Source organism: Hyphomicrobium denitrificans 1NES1, assembly GCF_000230975.2.
In the GTDB taxonomy this organism is placed as follows: Bacteria; Pseudomonadota; Alphaproteobacteria; order Rhizobiales; family Hyphomicrobiaceae; genus Hyphomicrobium_B; species Hyphomicrobium_B denitrificans_A.
The window spans coordinates 1-15,823 of record NC_021172.1 but is presented as its reverse complement, the minus strand read 5'-3'; the positions used below and the strand labels follow the sequence as shown (position 1 = coordinate 15,823).

11 protein-coding genes are annotated in these 15,823 nt (G+C 61.4%); 3 read left to right on the top strand and 8 right to left on the bottom strand.

All coding sequences use genetic code 11. From position 1 onward, the window contains the following. Positions 1-24: 24 nt before the first annotated feature. Both HYPDE_RS00055 and HYPDE_RS00050 read right to left on the bottom strand, forming a co-directional pair. Positions 25-606, bottom strand: coding sequence for an ActR/PrrA/RegA family redox response regulator transcription factor (locus HYPDE_RS00055; RefSeq protein WP_015596243.1), 582 nt, complete (start codon positions 604-606; stop codon positions 25-27). A gap of 143 nt (positions 607-749) precedes the next feature. Next, positions 750-2,153 carry an ActS/PrrB/RegB family redox-sensitive histidine kinase gene (locus HYPDE_RS00050; RefSeq protein WP_051111938.1) on the bottom strand — a complete coding sequence of 468 codons (1,404 nt, stop codon included), beginning with the start codon at positions 2,151-2,153 and terminating at the stop codon, positions 750-752. A gap of 136 nt (positions 2,154-2,289) precedes the next feature. Here HYPDE_RS00050 and HYPDE_RS00045 point away from each other — a divergent pair, with 136 nt between their 5' ends. Together HYPDE_RS00045 and HYPDE_RS00040 are read left to right on the top strand one after the other, a co-directional pair. Beyond that, on the top strand, positions 2,290-2,898 hold the full coding sequence (locus HYPDE_RS00045; protein WP_015596241.1) for an SCO family protein: 609 nt from the start codon (positions 2,290-2,292) through the stop codon (positions 2,896-2,898). 187 nt (positions 2,899-3,085) lie between these two features. Then, positions 3,086-3,856, top strand: coding sequence for a M48 family metallopeptidase (locus HYPDE_RS00040; protein ID WP_015596240.1), 771 nt, complete (start codon positions 3,086-3,088; stop codon positions 3,854-3,856). Here the strand turns inward: HYPDE_RS00040 and HYPDE_RS00035 are convergent. Then, the gene (locus tag HYPDE_RS00035) at positions 3,853-6,129 is read right to left on the bottom strand and encodes a transglycosylase domain-containing protein (RefSeq protein WP_015596239.1); all 2,277 of its coding nucleotides are present in this window, start codon (positions 6,127-6,129) and stop codon (positions 3,853-3,855) included. The two genes, HYPDE_RS00040 and HYPDE_RS00035, sit on opposite strands and share 4 nt — an antisense overlap. Before the next feature lie 310 nt (positions 6,130-6,439). Between HYPDE_RS00035 and HYPDE_RS00030 the strand changes: the two genes are divergently transcribed. Beyond that, positions 6,440-8,233, top strand: a complete 1,794-nt coding sequence (locus HYPDE_RS00030) for a cation:proton antiporter (RefSeq protein WP_015596238.1) — start codon at positions 6,440-6,442, stop codon at positions 8,231-8,233. 170 nt (positions 8,234-8,403) lie between these two features. Here the strand turns inward: HYPDE_RS00030 and gyrB are convergent, their stop codons facing one another. From gyrB to dnaA, 5 genes are all read right to left on the bottom strand, one after another. Beyond that, positions 8,404-10,851, bottom strand: a complete 2,448-nt coding sequence (gyrB, locus tag HYPDE_RS00025) for a DNA topoisomerase (ATP-hydrolyzing) subunit B (protein WP_015596237.1) — start codon at positions 10,849-10,851, stop codon at positions 8,404-8,406. A gap of 145 nt (positions 10,852-10,996) precedes the next feature. Then, on the bottom strand, positions 10,997-12,280 hold the full coding sequence (gene recF / locus HYPDE_RS00020) for a DNA replication/repair protein RecF (RefSeq protein WP_041319644.1): 1,284 nt from the start codon (positions 12,278-12,280) through the stop codon (positions 10,997-10,999). A gap of 2 nt (positions 12,281-12,282) precedes the next feature. Further along, on the bottom strand, positions 12,283-12,684 hold the full coding sequence (locus HYPDE_RS00015) for an endonuclease domain-containing protein (RefSeq protein WP_015596235.1): 402 nt from the start codon (positions 12,682-12,684) through the stop codon (positions 12,283-12,285). Between the two features lie 80 nt (positions 12,685-12,764). After that, positions 12,765-13,883 (bottom strand): DNA polymerase III subunit beta, encoded by a 1,119-nt coding sequence (gene dnaN, locus HYPDE_RS00010; protein ID WP_015596234.1) that lies wholly within the window; start codon positions 13,881-13,883, stop codon positions 12,765-12,767. A gap of 310 nt (positions 13,884-14,193) precedes the next feature. Beyond that, positions 14,194-15,714, bottom strand: a complete 1,521-nt coding sequence (dnaA, locus tag HYPDE_RS00005) for a chromosomal replication initiator protein DnaA (protein ID WP_015596233.1) — start codon at positions 15,712-15,714, stop codon at positions 14,194-14,196. Positions 15,715-15,823: the final 109 nt, after the last annotated feature.

The window sequence follows — 15,823 nt, the reverse complement described above, 5'->3', positions numbered from 1 at the left end:
CGGGCCTGCTTCGGCCTCGACGGATTATTTCGGCGCGCGCTTCGCGAGGATGCGCTGTAGAGTACGGCGATGCATGTTCAATCGCCGAGCCGTCTCCGAGACGTTGCGGTTGCACAGCTCGTAAACGCGCTGAATGTGTTCCCAGCGCACGCGATCGGCCGACATCGGATTTTCGGGCGGCGGTGCCTTCGAGTCGCTTGGAGCCAGCAGGGCATCGGTCACGTCGTCGGCGTCGGCAGGCTTCGCGAGATAATCGACCGCGCCGAGCTTCACGGCCGTTACGGCGGTCGCGATATTGCCGTACCCCGTCAGCACGATGGCGCGCGAATCAGGCTTGAGCCTTGCGAGTTCCGCAATGACATCAAGACCGGAGCCATCTTCGAGACGCATGTCGACGACGGCAAATGCCGGAGCCTTTTCCCGGATGAGATCGATGCCTTCGGCGACCGAATGCCCGAAGCGGACTTCAAAACCACGGAGTTCCATCGCCCGCGCGAGGCGCTGCAGGAAGGCACGGTCGTCGTCCACGATGACCAACGACCGATCGGCCGGCAACTCATCCTGCTTGAATGACAGGTCCTCGGTAACCACGTTATCCTCCCGCATCAGGGCTCACCCGCTGGATTGTTCCTTGCTGGCATAATCCAACGCCGATACTCCCGCCGCAACCCCTCCAAGGGGGAAAATCGAGCCCGAAAGGTTACTACAGGGCTATTCAGGCCGATTCCTTTCGTCACAATGCGGCGAACCTAGGCTGTATTTGCCTTCCGCCCCCGCGCTCCTGGCCAATCAAATGCACCGAGTGGCAGCTCGAAGGCACTTCGCGGCCACGAGATCTGAACGATCGCGCCGCTGCGTGGAGGCGGCTGATTGGAGAATGTCACGGTCGCACCCGAGCGTTCGAGCAGCGTCTTGGCGATAAAGAGCCCGAGGCCCAGCCCCGAATGGCCTTTGTCGCCCTTCTCCTCGTACCGGCGCGAGGTAACATACGGCTCGCCGATATTGTCCATCATTTCCGGCTTGAAGCCCTGCCCGTCGTCGATGATCGTCACCACCACGTGCGCCGCGTTCCACCGCGCCGAGAGCTGCACCTCCGAAGCTGCGAAGCTGACGGCGTTTTCGATCAAATTTCCGAGCCCGTAGATGACGCCCGGCCGCCGATAGCCGACGGGCTCCTCGCGTGCTGCCTCGTCGAGCCCAGGAAGCGGATGCGCCGAAATGATGATGCGCTTGCCTGCGGCCCGATGCGCCGCCGATGCCTCTTCGAGCAGCTCCATGGTCGTGATGCTTGCGTGCATCGGGTCCTGCTCGCCGGGCTTGCGGGTCAATTTCTGCAGGATCTCGCGGCAGCGTTTCGCCTGACTGTGAAGCAATTGCAGATCGTCGCGAAACCGGCTCTCCACACCAAGTTCGTGCTCAAGCTCCTTGGCAACGAGCGTGATCGTCGACAAGGGCGTGCCGAGTTCGTGTGCCGCCGCCGCCGCAAGACCGTCGAGCGCATGCAGACGCTGCTCGCTCGCCAGCACCATATCGGTCGCCGCCAGCGCCGCCGACATCTGACGCGCCTCCTTGTTCAGGCGCCACGTATAAAAAGCCATGAAAGTCATGGATGCGGTCAAGGCCATGAGCGAGCCGATTTTGTAATCGCGCGGCAACTCAAATCGCATGCCTTCATACCAGGGAAGCGGATCGTGAAACGATATGAGCAGGCCGCCCGCAATGACCACGATGGCGCCAAGGACAATCGTATAGCGCATCGGTTGCGTCGCAGCGGCGACCGTCACCGGAGCGACGAGAAGCACCGAGAACGGATTCTGAATCCCGCCGGTAAAATAGAGCAGCCCCGCAAGCTGCAGAATATCGTAGACGAGCAATCCGAACGCGAGGCTCGTGCTGAGACGGTAGCGAGCCGGATAGCGGATCGACAGAAAGACGTTAAGCCACGCCGACATGGCAATCAGGATAAGGCAGTTTCCGATGTTGAACGGAAAGCCATAGAAAAGCCTGATCAAGGCCACGGCAGCAAGCTGGCCGAGCACAGCCATCCAGCGCAGACGTACGCTGGTAACAAGCCGAAGTTGACTTTCACGCTCGTTCACGATGCCCTTCAGGACCGGCGCGACTGCGGTATTTCTCTCTGCCGGCGTGCTCATGGCGCTGAAATCCAACGTTGGGTGTGGTGACCGCAAGCCGCATCCACGATGTGCTTGCACCGAGGCACGGAAAGATCGAAATGAGCAATCGTGCCGCTGCTTTATCTACCCAAAGCATAACGGAGACTTCAAGCAAATGAACCGTGCAATGGTTGGAATGGCCCTGGGCGGGCTATTGATAGGCGCCGCATTTGGTGCGCTGGCGCTGCGAACGACGGGCACCACGGATGATGGGCGCACCGCGGTCGTTTCTGGAAAAGCCCTGGTCGGCGGTCCGTTCAGCCTCATCGATCAGACCGGCAAGCGGGTCACGGATCAGGACTTCCGTGGCAAAGACATGCTTGTCTTCTTCGGCTTCACCAATTGCCCAGACATTTGCCCGGCCGGTTTGCAGGTGATGTCGGCTGCACTCGATAGACTGGGAAAGCGCGCCGACGACATCGTGCCTCTCTTCATCACTCTCGATCCGGAACGCGATACACCGGAGAAGATGGCCGAGTATGTGAAGAATTTCAGTCCGCGACTGGTCGGCTTGACGGGAAGCGCAAGCGACATCGCTGCGGCAGCGAAGGCTTATCGCGTTTTCTATCAGAAGGTCCCCGACGAAAAGAATCCGAAGAACTATAGTGTCGATCACTCGGCGATCTTCTATCTGATGGGCAAGGATGGATCGTTGCTTGCGCCCATCCCGCACACGAATGATCCGGCACAACTCGCGCTGTCGATCGACAAGGCATTGGGATAGCTGGCGCGGCGAATCGATGCTGAGACCTCAACGCCACACTTCCACTAGCCCTGGTCGGTCTATGACGTTGCCACTGGAGCAGGGCTACGAACCTTGATAGGTCATTTTCGTGCTGCATTGGTCCGGCACACGCGTGCCGAACTTCGCTGCATCGACATGATGCGCGTCAGCTTGGGGGGCAGGGCGCATGGGGATCAAGACTAAACCGCACATCGCCGAGCTATCTTCTCAGTCGCGCGCGATACGTCTTGAAGATATCGGCGCGCAGCTTGAAGTTCGCCGTCATCCGAGCGCGAGACGTCTTACGCTACGCGTGAGTCGTACGCGCCGCGCGGTGATCGTCACGCTTCCGCTGCAGTGCGATCTCGACGAAGCCAGCACATTTCTGAACCGCCATATCGATTGGGTTCGCGCGCGCCTCGACAGCCTACCGAACCACGTTCCGTTCGAGGATCAGGCTGCAATGCCGCTGCGCGGCGAGCCCCACAGGATTGCGTTCACGGGAGCTGCGCGCACGCACATCATCTCAATCGATCATGATGCACGCAATCATCCGACGATCCTCGTTCCGGGTCCAAAGGATCTCGCAGCGAACCGGCTGACGCGCTGGCTGTTCGAACAAGCCAAAGGCGACCTCGAAAAAAGCGTGACAAAGCATGCCGCTCTTTTGTCGCTCAAAGCGAAACGGATCGCGATCCGCGATCAGACCAGCCGCTGGGGTTCATGCTCGACGACTGGCGCGCTGTCATTCTCTTGGCGCCTGATCCTGGCGCCGCCCTTCGTTCTCGACTACGTCGCCGCACACGAAGTTGCACATCTCTCGGAGATGAATCACGGACCCAAGTTCTGGGCAATGGTCAAAAAGATACGGCCCGAATTCGAAGCGGCCAAGCAATGGCTGCAGGTCCGCGGGCCCGATCTTCACCGTTATGGCCCGGCTCACGGGCGCAACCACTAGCGATCACCGATCCCGAACGATGCAATGCCCTGGCCCGCCTCGATGGGTTCATCGGCGGCCATCGCCTCCGGACGTCGCTCCGGCTCATCTGCAAGCGCACGCGCAATGAAATCGTCGCCGATGTTGCTCATCGGATGCGACAACGGCAGAGGCGCAGCCTTAGCCCTCATGTCGCTTCTCGACCGCGTAGCGTCTTCAACTGTGCTCCGAGCGGCCCACGGCAGAACTTCGTGATACTGCACGACACGCGGCACGCGCGGTCCGTTCGACACGAACGATGCATCCCCGAAGCCATCCAACGCGTCCGGTCCAGGTCTGCTGACGACCGTTCCAGGCAGCGGCTCGGGCACCATGCCTTGGTGTGCGACGCGCATGATCTGGTTCCAGATTTCTGCCGGCAAGCTACCGCCCGTCGTGCGGATCATCGGCTTGCCGTTGTCGTTGCCGACCCACACGCCCGCCGTCAGATGGCTCGTGTAGCCGATGAACCAGGCATCGCGAAAATCCTGCGTCGTGCCGGTCTTGCCGGCGGCCGGTTGATCCGGCAATGCCGCCCGCCGCCCGGTCCCATAAACGACAACGGCGTTCAACATGTCGTTCAACGCACCTATCTCATCGAGGCTCGCGACTCGGTCGGTGCGCGGCGGCGGACTGACATAGACGGCAGGTCCATTCCCGACGCGCACCTGCGAGATGATATGCGGTTCGACCGCTTCTCCGCCGTTGGAGAAAACAGCGTAAGCACCGGACATTTCGAGCAGCGAGACTTCCGACGTACCGAGCGCCAGCGACGGACCTTCGTGCAGGTCCGACCGGATGCCGAGGCGTCGCGCGACGTCGATGGTGCGCCCCTGTCCGACATCCTGATTGAGACGAACGGCAACGGTGTTGACCGACTGCGCCAGGGCCTGCCGGAGCGTGATCTCACCCCCGTATTTGTTGTTGTCGTTTTTTGGCGACCAGCCACCGATGGTAATCGGTCCATCGAACGCAACGGTATCGGGCGTCATGCCTTGATCGAGCGCCGCGAGATAGACGAAGGGCTTGAATGCCGAGCCCGGCTGGCGCTTCGCCTTGACCGCGCGGTCGAACTGGCTTTCGGCATAGTCGCGCCCCCCGACGAGCGCGCGAATGCCGCCGTCCCGGTCGAGCACGATGAGCGCCGCCTGGCTGGCACCGAACGCTGCACCCTTTCTCGCCAGCGTCTCCTTGACGATCCTTTGTGCGCTGCGCTGCAAGTCTCTGTCGAGCGTCGTCTGCACGATGACTTCGCCGTTCGCCGTGTGCGAAATCGGCGGCATCTGATCGAGGATATAATCGACGACATATCCCGTGTCGGGCGCAACGACGGTCGTCTTCGGATCGGCGAAGAGGACCGGCTGCGCGAGGGCGATCTTTTCCTGCTCCGGTGAAATGAATCCGGCATCGAGCATTCGCGAAAGGACGACCCGGCCGCGCTCGCGCGCAGCATCCGGGTTCGTCGCAGGAGAATATTTAGACGGCGCCTTGAGAAGCCCGGCGATAACCGCCGCTTCAGCCAAATTGAGGCTTCGCGCCGGCTTTCCGAAATAGCGCTGACTTGCAGCACCGACGCCGTAAGCGCCGCTGCCGAAATAGCACTGGTTGAGGTAGAGCTCGAGAATCTCCTCCTTGGAAAGCCTGATCTCGAGCCACAGCGCCAGCCCAAGCTCGGCGACCTTGCGCGTCAGGGTCCGTTCCTGCGTCAGGAACAGGTTCTTCGCGAGCTGCTGCGTCAGCGTCGAGCCGCCTTGTGCAAAACGGCCGGCCCTGAGATTGGCGAACATCGCCCGGAACATGCCGATAGGATCGACGCCATAGTGATCGAAAAAGCGCCGGTCCTCCGTCGCAACGACGGCGGCCGGAATGAGTTTCGGCAGATCTGAGAGCCGCACATACTCGCGTGCTGCGCCGCGCTCCGCGATGGTCGTTCCGTCGCGCGCCAGAATGCGGATGAGGGGAGCGCGATCGTTATTACGCAGTGCAAGAGGATCGGGGAAGGCGACGGTGTAATAGACCATCATCGCCGCAAACGTCAGAATGACACCGCCAGCTGCCGCGACTCCGAAGCTCAACGCCACCCGATATCTGAGTTTGAGGCGCCCCAGCATCCGGCTTGCGATGCCCCGCGCGGGTTGCGCTGGCTTCTTCTCGGGCTCGTTGCCGAAATCGAACGCCTGCTGAGCAACCGATTGAAACGGCGCCGGAAGTGTCGGCGGCGCGCTTGTCTTGCCGAGGCCGAGCCCTTTGCCCATGACCCACGCGCAAAACCGGATCGTCGCTCTCAAGACCCGAAACACCGTCGTACCCAATAGCTGGTAGCGTCTAAATCCGCAGCACCTTGCATGGCGAAGCCCGCGCGGAACGATTTGGATTCAGTAATAACCGGCCTTGGCTAAAGGCCAGTTAAGTTCCGCCCCCCGATTACGGCCGAATACGCATCCAAAGCCCACGTTGTAGGTGCGCGAGCCGCGAAGATCGTGAAAAGTGGAATTGCATCAAATTGCACGATGGCGCTGGAAGGCGCTGGCGTTCATACTCACGTAAGATTGGGTGGGGAGGCTGATGTCGGCAACGAATGATCTGGTAGCCTACAAGGATGCTCTGCTTGTCCTCGGCACGGCCGGGGTTGTCGTTCCGTTGCTACATAGGATCGGCGTCAGTACCGTTCTGGCATTTCTGCTTGCGGGCGCCGCGCTGAACCCCGGGAGCCTCGGCGCGCTGACGCCCTACGTTCCCTCACTTTCCTGGTTGACCATCACCGACCCCGCACGACTGGCAAAATTCGCCGAGTGGGGCGTGGTTTTGCTGCTTTTTCTGATCGGCCTCGAACTATCGTTTGAACGCCTTTCCACAATGCGCCGAATGGTGTTTGGACTAGGCGGACTTCAGGTGCTCGTCTCGGCGGCCACAATGGCCATTTTCGCGATCGAGATTGGGTATACGCCCACCACTGCCATCATCATCGGCACGGCGCTTTCCCTGTCGTCGACCGCCATCGTCATCGAAATCCTGGCACGCCAAAAAAGACTGTCGACGGCGGTTGGACGGACGAGCTTCTCGATCCTGCTCTTTCAGGATCTCGCCGTCGTCCCGATCTTGTTGCTCGTCGGCATCCTCGAACCCGGAAGCAAGCAGTCGCTCCTGGTCGGCATCCTGACCGCCCTGCTGCAGGCCGCGGCCGCCCTGCTGCTCATCGTTGTCGTCGGACGATTCCTGCTGCAACCTTTGTTTCGCCTCGTAGCACAGACGCACAACGACGACCTGTTCATAGCCGCGACGCTGTTCGTGGCGGTCGGCACGAGCTTCGTGTCTGCGGCGGCTGGGCTCTCAATGGCGCTCGGCGCCTTCGTCGCCGGGCTGCTCTTGGCCGAAACCGAATACCGCCGTGCCGTACAGACGACCATCGAGCCGATCAAATCGCTGCTCCTCGGCGTCTTTTTCTTCTCCGTCGGGTCAAGCCTCGAGCTTAAATCCCTCATCTCCGATCCGCTGGCTATCCTTACGACGGCGGGGGGCACGATCGTGCTGCAAACCGCGATCGTCTACGGGCTTTCCCGCCTCTTCGGCATCGCCCACGCAGCTTCGATCGAAACGGCGACGCTGCTCGCGCCCTGCGGTGAATTCGCTTTCGTCATTCTGACGGTCGCGCTCGGGTACGGCCTGCTGAACCACGAATTGGCGAGCATCCTTCTGACATCCGTATCACTGTCGATGGCCCTGATACCGGCGACCGCAAAAATCGGCCGCTGGCTGGCAAAGCGTAGCGCACCACCGGCAGCAGCCGTCGATCCGTCTCTAGCCGTTGCCCCGACGGGGAGCGAGAACGCGACAGCCCTGGTCGTCGGCTATGGGCGCGTCGGACAGCTCATCGGCGACATGCTTGCCGAGCATCAGGTACGCTACATCGCGATCGACCGCGAGCCGCGCCTCGTCGCCAATGCGCGCCGGGACGGCAAGCCTGTCTATTTCGGCGACGTGCGCCAGATCGATTTCTTGAAGCACTGTGGGCTCGATACCGCCAAGGTCGCGATCATCACGATCCATACGCAGCCGGAAATCGATGCAATCGTCGAAGCGCTGCGCACGAATTATCCGAAGCTTGTCATTGTTTCGCGCGCCAAGGACGCTAGCCACGCACGCCATCTCTACGAGATCGGAGTGACGGACGCGGTGCCGGAAACGATCGAAGCGAGCCTTCAGCTTTCGGAAGCGGCACTCGTCGGGCTCGGCATCCCAACCGGCCTCGTTATCGCGTCGATCCATGAAAAGCGCGACGAGTTCCGCACCGAGCTGCAAGGTGCCGCGAAAAAGGCAGGCACCGAAACGCGGGCGCTCCGGAGCCGTAAGCTGCAGTAGGTGCCGGATAATCCGAGCTTCAGCCTACGCGCTGGCGCCGCTTCGGTCACGTCAAGCGCAGACGTCCCACAGCGATGCCGGTCGTCAAAACGAGCCAACTGCGGCCCGCGTCGATGGCAGCCTTCGCGGCCATGACGTTATAGAAGAACTCCGAGGGGACGCGTCTCGCCTCAAACGTCCAGGTTCGACACGTTGAGTGCGTTTTCCTGGATGAAGTCGCGGCGCGGCTCGACGATGTCGCCCATCAGCTTCGCGAAAATCTCGTCGGCCTCCGCGAGATCCCCGACCTTCACCTGTAGCAATGTGCGCACATCCGGATCGAGGGTCGTTTCCCAAAGCTGCTCGGGATTCATCTCACCGAGACCTTTGTAACGCTGCAGCTCGATGCCCTTGCGGCCGGTCTCGTAGACGGCATTGAGCAACGATCGCGGCCCGGACACGACCTCGACCTTGTCCTTGCGCTTGAGCTTCGCAGGCTTGTCGTAGACTTCAACCAGATGCGCATGCCGCTCATTCAAGCGCCGCGCATCGAGCGAGCCCAACAGCGCGCGATCGAGGAAATGCACCTCCGTGACGCCGCGGACTTCCCGCTTGAACACGAAACCATCGTTGCCAAAGCAGCCTTCCCAGCCAGTCTCCATCTCCTCCGAGATGTCGTCGAGACGCTTTGCAATACGGATCGCAGCGATATTCGCTTCCGCCGCCGAATGAAGGAACGCAGGATCGAAGATGCCGCCGATGGCGCCCTGCTCGACGACGTTCCGGTTGTAACGCGAATGTAGGCCGTTGATGCCGCCCGAAATCTGCCGCGCCTGCTCGACGATGTCGCGAAGATCGCGCCCAGCGCGTTCGGCGCCGTCGCCCGTCACCAGAACTGCATCAGCAAGTCCTTGATCGATCAGATAATCTTCAAGCGCGCGTTCGTCCTTGAGATACGATTGCGTCTTGCCGCGCGCGACTTTGTAAAGCGGCGGCTGCGCGATGTAGACGTGGCCTTTGTCGACCAGTTCCGGCATCTGCCGATAGAAGAACGTCAGCAGCAGCGTCCGGATGTGCGCGCCGTCGACGTCGGCATCGGTCATGATGATGACCTTGTGATAGCGCAGCTTATCGAGCTTGAACTCGTCCCGCCCGATGCCTGTCCCGAGGGCGCCGATGATGTTCGTCACCTGCTCGGACGACAGCATCTTGTCGGTGCGCGCCCGCTCGACGTTCAAAATCTTGCCGCGGATCGGCAGCACGGCCTGGAACTCGCGCTTGCGGCCCTGCTTCGCCGAACCGCCTGCAGAGTCACCCTCGACGATGAAAAGCTCGGTCTTCGACGCATCACGATCCTGGCATTCGGCAAGACCGCCCGGCAGACGGAGGCCGTCGAGCGCGCCCTTGCGCCGCGTCAGATCGCGTGCCTTGCGCGCCGCTTCACGCGCGAGCGCCGCCTCGACGATCTTGCCGACGATGACCTTCGCTTCTTTCGGATGCTCCTCGAACCACGCCCCGAGCTGATCGTTGACGGTCGATTCGACGATCGGCTTCACTTCGGACGAAACGAGCTTGTCCTTCGTCTGTGACGAGAACTTCGGATCGGGAACCTTCACCGACAGCACGCACGTCAGACCCTCGCGCGCATCGTCGCCCGAAAGTGAAACCTTCTCCTTTTTCGCGAGTCCCGTTTCTTCCGCATACTTGTTGACGATGCGGGTCAGCGCGCTTCGGAAGCCGGCGAGATGTGTGCCGCCGTCACGTTGCGGAATGTTATTCGTGAAGCACAGCACTGTCTCATGGTAGCTGTCGTTCCACCACAGCGCCGCCTCGACCGTGACGCCGTCCTTCTCGCCACGAACGATGATCGGATCGGCGAGCGCCGATGTCTTCGAGCGATCGAGATAACGCACAAAAGCTGCCGTACCGCCTTCATAGACAAACTCCTGACGCCTGACGTCGGCGTGACGCGCGTCCGTCAGAACGATCTTCGCGCCGGAGTTCAGGAACGCCAATTCGCGCAAGCGATGTTCGAGCGTTCCGAAATCGAATTCGGTGACGTTGTGAAACGTTTCGGTGCTCGGCAGAAACGAGACTTCCGTGCCGCGCTCGCCATTGGCGTCGCCGACGACCGCGAGCGGTGCCACCGTGTTGCCGTTGTGGAATTCGACGAAGTGCTCTTTGCCGTCGCGCCAGATCCGGCACTTGAGCCACGTCGACAGCGCATTGACGACCGAAACGCCGACGCCGTGCAGACCGCCCGAAACCTTGTAGGAATTCTGGTCGAACTTGCCGCCCGCATGAAGCTCGGTAAAGACGATTTCGGCTGCCGAACGTTTCGGCACCTGATCGTCGTCTTTCTTGATGCCGGTCGGTATCCCTCGCCCGTCGTCGCGCACGGTGCACGAGCCGTCGGGGTTGAGCGTGACCTCGCAACTCTTCGCGTGACCGGCGAGAACCTCGTCGATGCCATTGTCGACGACCTCGTAAATCATGTGGTGCAGGCCCGATCCGTCGTCCGTATCGCCGATGTACATGCCGGGGCGTTTGCGAACCGCATCGAGCCCCTTCAGCATCTTGATGCTGTCCGCGCCGTAGTCGTCCGGCGCTGGCATTTTCTTCAGCGATTGAGCGGTCATTTTGGGTTTTCTCAGGGACGGAAATCAGGTCCCTTTTTATAGCACAAATCGCCTCGAAACGCCGCATGAAATCGATTCAATACGCTGCGAAAAAATTCATATTTTTCATTGCGTTGCGTGTGACCGTTTGTCCCTTCTCGCTGCCTTACTCCGAAACCGTGATTTTGCCCTCCCGAACGGCCCAAAAACGAGCCCGGCCAGCAACCGCGTCGAAGGCATTTTTGTCCGTGCCAGTCATCCACGCCTGCGCGCCGAGATGCAGGATTTCAGCGAACAACGCGGCTCGCCTGTCGGCGTCGAGATGTGCCGTGATTTCATCGAGCAGCAGGATCGGCGCCGCGCCTTCCTGGCGCTCCGTCAGAAGCTCCGCGTGCGCGAGAACGAGCCCGAGCAGCAACGCCTTCTGCTCGCCCGTCGAGCAATGTCTTGCGGCAAGTCCCTTGGGACCGTGCTCGACGACCAGATCGGACCGATGCGGCCCGTCGAGCGTCCGCGACGCCGCGCGGTCGCGCTCGCGCGTTTGCCTGAGCGTTTGCGCATACTGGTCTTCTGCCCCGACCGCCGACAGGCGCTGCAAACTGTCCTCGATGCTGCCTTCGAGACGGAATGACGACCACGGAAACGCCGAATCGGGATCGCGCTCACGTCGCTTGTCGACGATTTGCGCCATTGCCGCGACGGCTTCGAGACGCGCCGCTGCGACGGCGATACCGTTCTCCGCCATCACGCGCTCGAAACCAGAAAGCTGCGCATCGTCGCGCACGCCATCGGCGAGCAGCCGATTACGGCTCGTCATCGCGCGCTCGAAACGTCCGGCAATGGTACGATAGCCGTGGTCGAAGCACAGGATCAGGCGATCGAGAAAACGCCGACGCTCCGACGCAGGCCCGGTGAACAGCCCATCCATCGACGGCGTCACCCAGACGATTTCAAGATAGTCAGCGAGAATGCCGGACCCTGTCTGCGCCGACCCGTCGATGCGAACGATGCGGCCTCGCTCCGACGTTCCCCGCACGGCGGCGCGCCCGGAGCTTCGGCCCGAGGTTCGCGCAAATCCCTCGCCGGACGATCCCAAGAATTCCCCTCCCCCCTGCGGGGAGGGGTTAGGGGTGGGGGTGCTTTCGCTGACCGCGCGAGCCTGCAAGCCCGTCCCGATATCGACCGCACCGGCTAGCGTATGCGCGCGCACCGCGACTGCGAAACTTCCGTCGCCCCCAGCGCGAGCAAGATCGACAAACGGCACGCGCCGCAAGCCTTGACCCGGAGACAGCAGCGACAGCGCTTCGAGAAGATTGGTCTTGCCGGACCCGTTGGCCCCGACGATCACCTGCGGCCCGGCATCGGTCGTAACGTTCGCCGACGCATAACTGCGAAAATTCGTCAGCGCCAGCCGCTCGACCCAGAGTGCGTTCGCACCTTCGCTACCCATGCTCACTTCGTGCGAACCGGTTGCGTTTCCCCTCCCCCTTGCGGGGAGGGGTTAGGGGTGGGGGTCGCTGGACAGACAAACGCACCGACGATCACGTCCATCACACCGCCTAGGTTCGTGGCGACATCAGTATTCTTAAACCGAAGGACTGTGAATCCTTGGCTCTCGAGATGGCGTTGACGGCACATGTCGCTCGCGATCTCGGCATCAGTCGCATGTGTCGCGCCATCAACTTCTATGATCAGCCGATGGGATAAGCAGGCAAAGTCTACAATGAAATGATCGATTGGCACTTGCCTGCGAAATTTCTGTCCAGCGACCTTCAACTCTCTCGGCCGGTGCCAGAGTTTGCGCTCGGCAGTAGTAGCATTGTTCCGAAGCTCTCGGGCGCGCTCGTTAGCCAATTGAAGTTCAATCTCGCTTAATCGTCACCCCACCCCCGGCTCCTCCCCGTCAAGGGGAGGGGAGTCCTCCGGCGCGAACCTTAAACCCGCATCGGCATCAGCACATAGAGCGCGTTGCCATCGCCGCCGTCGCGCACCATCGTCGGCGAGCCGGGATCGGCGAGCAGGAACCGCGCGTCCTCGCTTTCGAGTTGATCGGCAATGTCGAGCAGGTAGCGCGCGTTGAAACCGATCTCCAGCGGCCCAGCGCTGTAGCCGACCGGAATTTCTTCCGTCGCGCTGCCGCCTTCCGGATTGTTCACCGTCAGGATCAGCTTGTCTTTCGCGACGTTGAGCTTTACCGCCCGCCCACGCTCGCTCGCAATCGTAGATACGCGGTCGACGGCGCTCTTGAACGATGCGTTCGGCACTTTCATTTCTTTATCGTTGTTGTGAGGAATGACGCGGCCATAGTCCGGGAACGTGCCATCGATGAGCTTCGATGTCAGCACAACCGGCCCGATCTCGAACCGGACTTTCGTCTGCGAAACACCGACTTTCACTTTCGCGCTCGTGTCTTCAAGCAAACGCGCAAGCTCGTGCACCGTCTTCCTCGGTACGATGACACCCGGCATCCCTTCCGCACCTTTGGGCAACGGCAGTTCAACCTGTGCCAGGCGATGGCCATCCGTCGCGACGGCGCGCAACGTCTTCGCGCCGGCGGTTTCAGCTGGATGCAGGAAGATGCCGTTCAAGTAATAGCGTGTCTCTTCCGTCGAGATCGCAAACCGCGTCTTGTCGATGAGGCGCTTCAAATCACCTGCCTCGATCGTGAACTCATGTCCGATCTCCCCGACCGCGAGATCCGGAAAGTCTTCGGCCGAAAGTGTCTGCAGGCTGAACCGCGAGTGCCCCGACGTAATCGTCAGGCGCTCCTTGTCGCCGTCGCGCTTCATCTCGATCTCGGCGCCTTCGGGAAGCTTGCGCACGATGTCGTGCAGCACATGCGCCGGAACCGTCAGCGTGCCGGGCGTCGACACTTTGGCCGCGACGCTCTCGCTCACCTCGCGCTCAAGGTCCGTTGCCTTGAACATCAGCGTGTCGCCGGATGCTTTCAGCATGACGTTCGATAGAATGGGGATGGTTGTCCGGCGTTCGACGACGCTCGTGACATGGCTCAGCGCCTTCAAGAGTTCCCCACGTTCAATCTCGAGACGCATGTCTGTCCTCAGTCCTGATTTCGGAGAGCGCGTGGAACGGCGGCATCGGCACGCCGCCGGTGACGATCACGCGCAAAGGAATGGCCCGCGGGCGCCCCAGAAGCGGCTTCGCAGCGGAATCGCTCACGGAGGGGGATCAGAGCCGAATGGGGCTCACATTTCAAGCAAAGATGTAGAAGCTAGGCGGCATTTTCGCGTTACAAATCATGCCCCACCGGCAAAAACAGCAAGGCCGGCCTCCCGAGGGCTTGGAAGGACCGGCCTCGCGCCGTTCAGGTCGCGGCTTGGGGACGCCGCGATCAGTGCTCAATCAATGATTGAGAAGCCGCTTCAGCTCCTCGAGCTCATCGCCGAGATGCGGATTTTTGGTGATCTCGCCTTCGATCTTGCGGATGGCATGCAACACCGTCGTATGATCGCGGCCACCGAAGCGGCGCCCGATTTCGGGAAGCGACCGCGCCGTCAGATGTTTGGCGAGATACATGCCGATCTGGCGCGGCCAGACGACCGACCGATGACGCCGCTGTGAGAGCAGATCGCCCTTCGACACCCCATAGTGCCGCGAGATGATGCGCAGGATGTCCTCGATCTTGATGCGCCGCGGCTCAAGGTTCTGCACGAGATCGCGGATCACCGTCTCGGCGATGTCGAGCGTGATCGGCGTGCGCATGTATTGCCATGTCGCATAGAGCCGCGTAACGGCGCCTTCGAGCTCGCGGCCGTTTTCCGTCAGACGTAGCGCCAAGAGTTCGACGACATCGCGCGACAGCGTGAATGACGGATCGGCAGCACGCTTTTCGCCAAGCCGCTTTTCGAGAACCTTCAGCCGCAGCTCGTGGTCGAGCGGCATCAGCTCGGTGACAAGCCCGCGCTGCAGACGCGACCGCATCCGCTCGTTGAGGCGTTCAATCTGGTTCGGTGCCCGCGCCGAGGCGACGACAACCTGCTTCCCGCCATCGAGCAGCGCGTTGATGATGTGGTCGAACTCCTGCTCCGTGCGCTCGCCCTGCAGGAACTCAAGGTCGTCGATCAGCAGCATATGGATGTTGCGGAAACGCTCTTTGAACGCCAGCGGATCGGACGAGCGCAGCGCCTCGACGAACTGATAGCGGAACCGCTCGGCAGTGAGATAAAGCACCTGGGCAGTCGGCGCCCGACGCTTCACTTCCCATGCGATCGCCTGCAGCAGGTGACTTTTTCCGAGCCCGACGGCCGAATGAATGTAAAGCGGGTTGTAGCCTGGAGCATCGGAAAGCACGGTTTCTGCAACCTGCGTCGCGCCGGCATGCGCCATACGGTTCGAGGCGCCGACCACGAAACTGTCGAAGGTATAGCGTGGATCGAGCGGCGAACCTTCGAGTCCGCCGGCCGATGTGCGCTGCGCTGGAAGAACGGGAGGCCGCAGCACCGATACGCGCGCCGGAGCTTCGGTTTGCAGCGCAGCCGCCGGGCCTTTCTCGGCGTTCGGAGTTTCAACGCGTGTTTCCGCCGGCCGCTGAACAGCGGCACCGGGCTGTCGCCAGACGACTTCAACGCGTTCGGCTGTCGCGAATTCGACGCGAGAACAGTGCAGCAGACGCTCGGCGTAATGCTCCTGGATCCAGTTCCGCACGAACTTGACCGGCACCGAGACTTTGACGACGCGACCGTCGAAGCCCTCGAATTCGAGGCTCTTGAACCAGCTCGAATAGATCTCTTCCCCGAGCTGAGCCCGGAGCATGGCGCGAACTTTCTGGCCACGACCCTCAATCGCGTCCGTTGCCGTCTCAACAACGGCCGTCCCTTGCGCACCGCTCACGCTCTGCGCCTCTGCCGTCTTTGCTGCCTGCATTGTGATTACTCCCGCTATTTACGCGAGACGCCGGCCCTAGGCGTCCCCCCAATGCGCGCCACATGCCCAAGACCCTCTGAGCGATGCGGCACGAACACGTGCCCTTTCC

Bases quoted from the DNA above. Each gene is read 5' to 3' on its own strand.
- dnaN (WP_015596234.1), bottom strand. From the start codon at position 13,883: ATGCGTCTCGAGATTGAACGTGGGGAACTCTTGAAGGCGCTGAGCCAT.
- recF (WP_041319644.1), bottom strand. From the start codon at position 12,280: ATGGGTAGCGAAGGTGCGAACGCACTCTGGGTCGAGCGGCTGGCGCTG.
- HYPDE_RS00050 (WP_051111938.1), bottom strand. From the start codon at position 2,153: ATGAGCACGCCGGCAGAGAGAAATACCGCAGTCGCGCCGGTCCTGAAG.
- HYPDE_RS00045 (WP_015596241.1), top strand. From the start codon at position 2,290: ATGAACCGTGCAATGGTTGGAATGGCCCTGGGCGGGCTATTGATAGGC.
- HYPDE_RS00030 (WP_015596238.1), top strand. From the start codon at position 6,440: ATGTCGGCAACGAATGATCTGGTAGCCTACAAGGATGCTCTGCTTGTC.
- dnaA (WP_015596233.1), bottom strand. From the start codon at position 15,714: ATGCAGGCAGCAAAGACGGCAGAGGCGCAGAGCGTGAGCGGTGCGCAA.
- HYPDE_RS00055 (WP_015596243.1), bottom strand. From the start codon at position 606: ATGCGGGAGGATAACGTGGTTACCGAGGACCTGTCATTCAAGCAGGAT.
- HYPDE_RS00035 (WP_015596239.1), bottom strand. From the start codon at position 6,129: ATGGGCAAAGGGCTCGGCCTCGGCAAGACAAGCGCGCCGCCGACACTT.
- gyrB (WP_015596237.1), bottom strand. From the start codon at position 10,851: ATGACCGCTCAATCGCTGAAGAAAATGCCAGCGCCGGACGACTACGGC.
- HYPDE_RS00040 (WP_015596240.1), top strand. From the start codon at position 3,086: ATGGGGATCAAGACTAAACCGCACATCGCCGAGCTATCTTCTCAGTCG.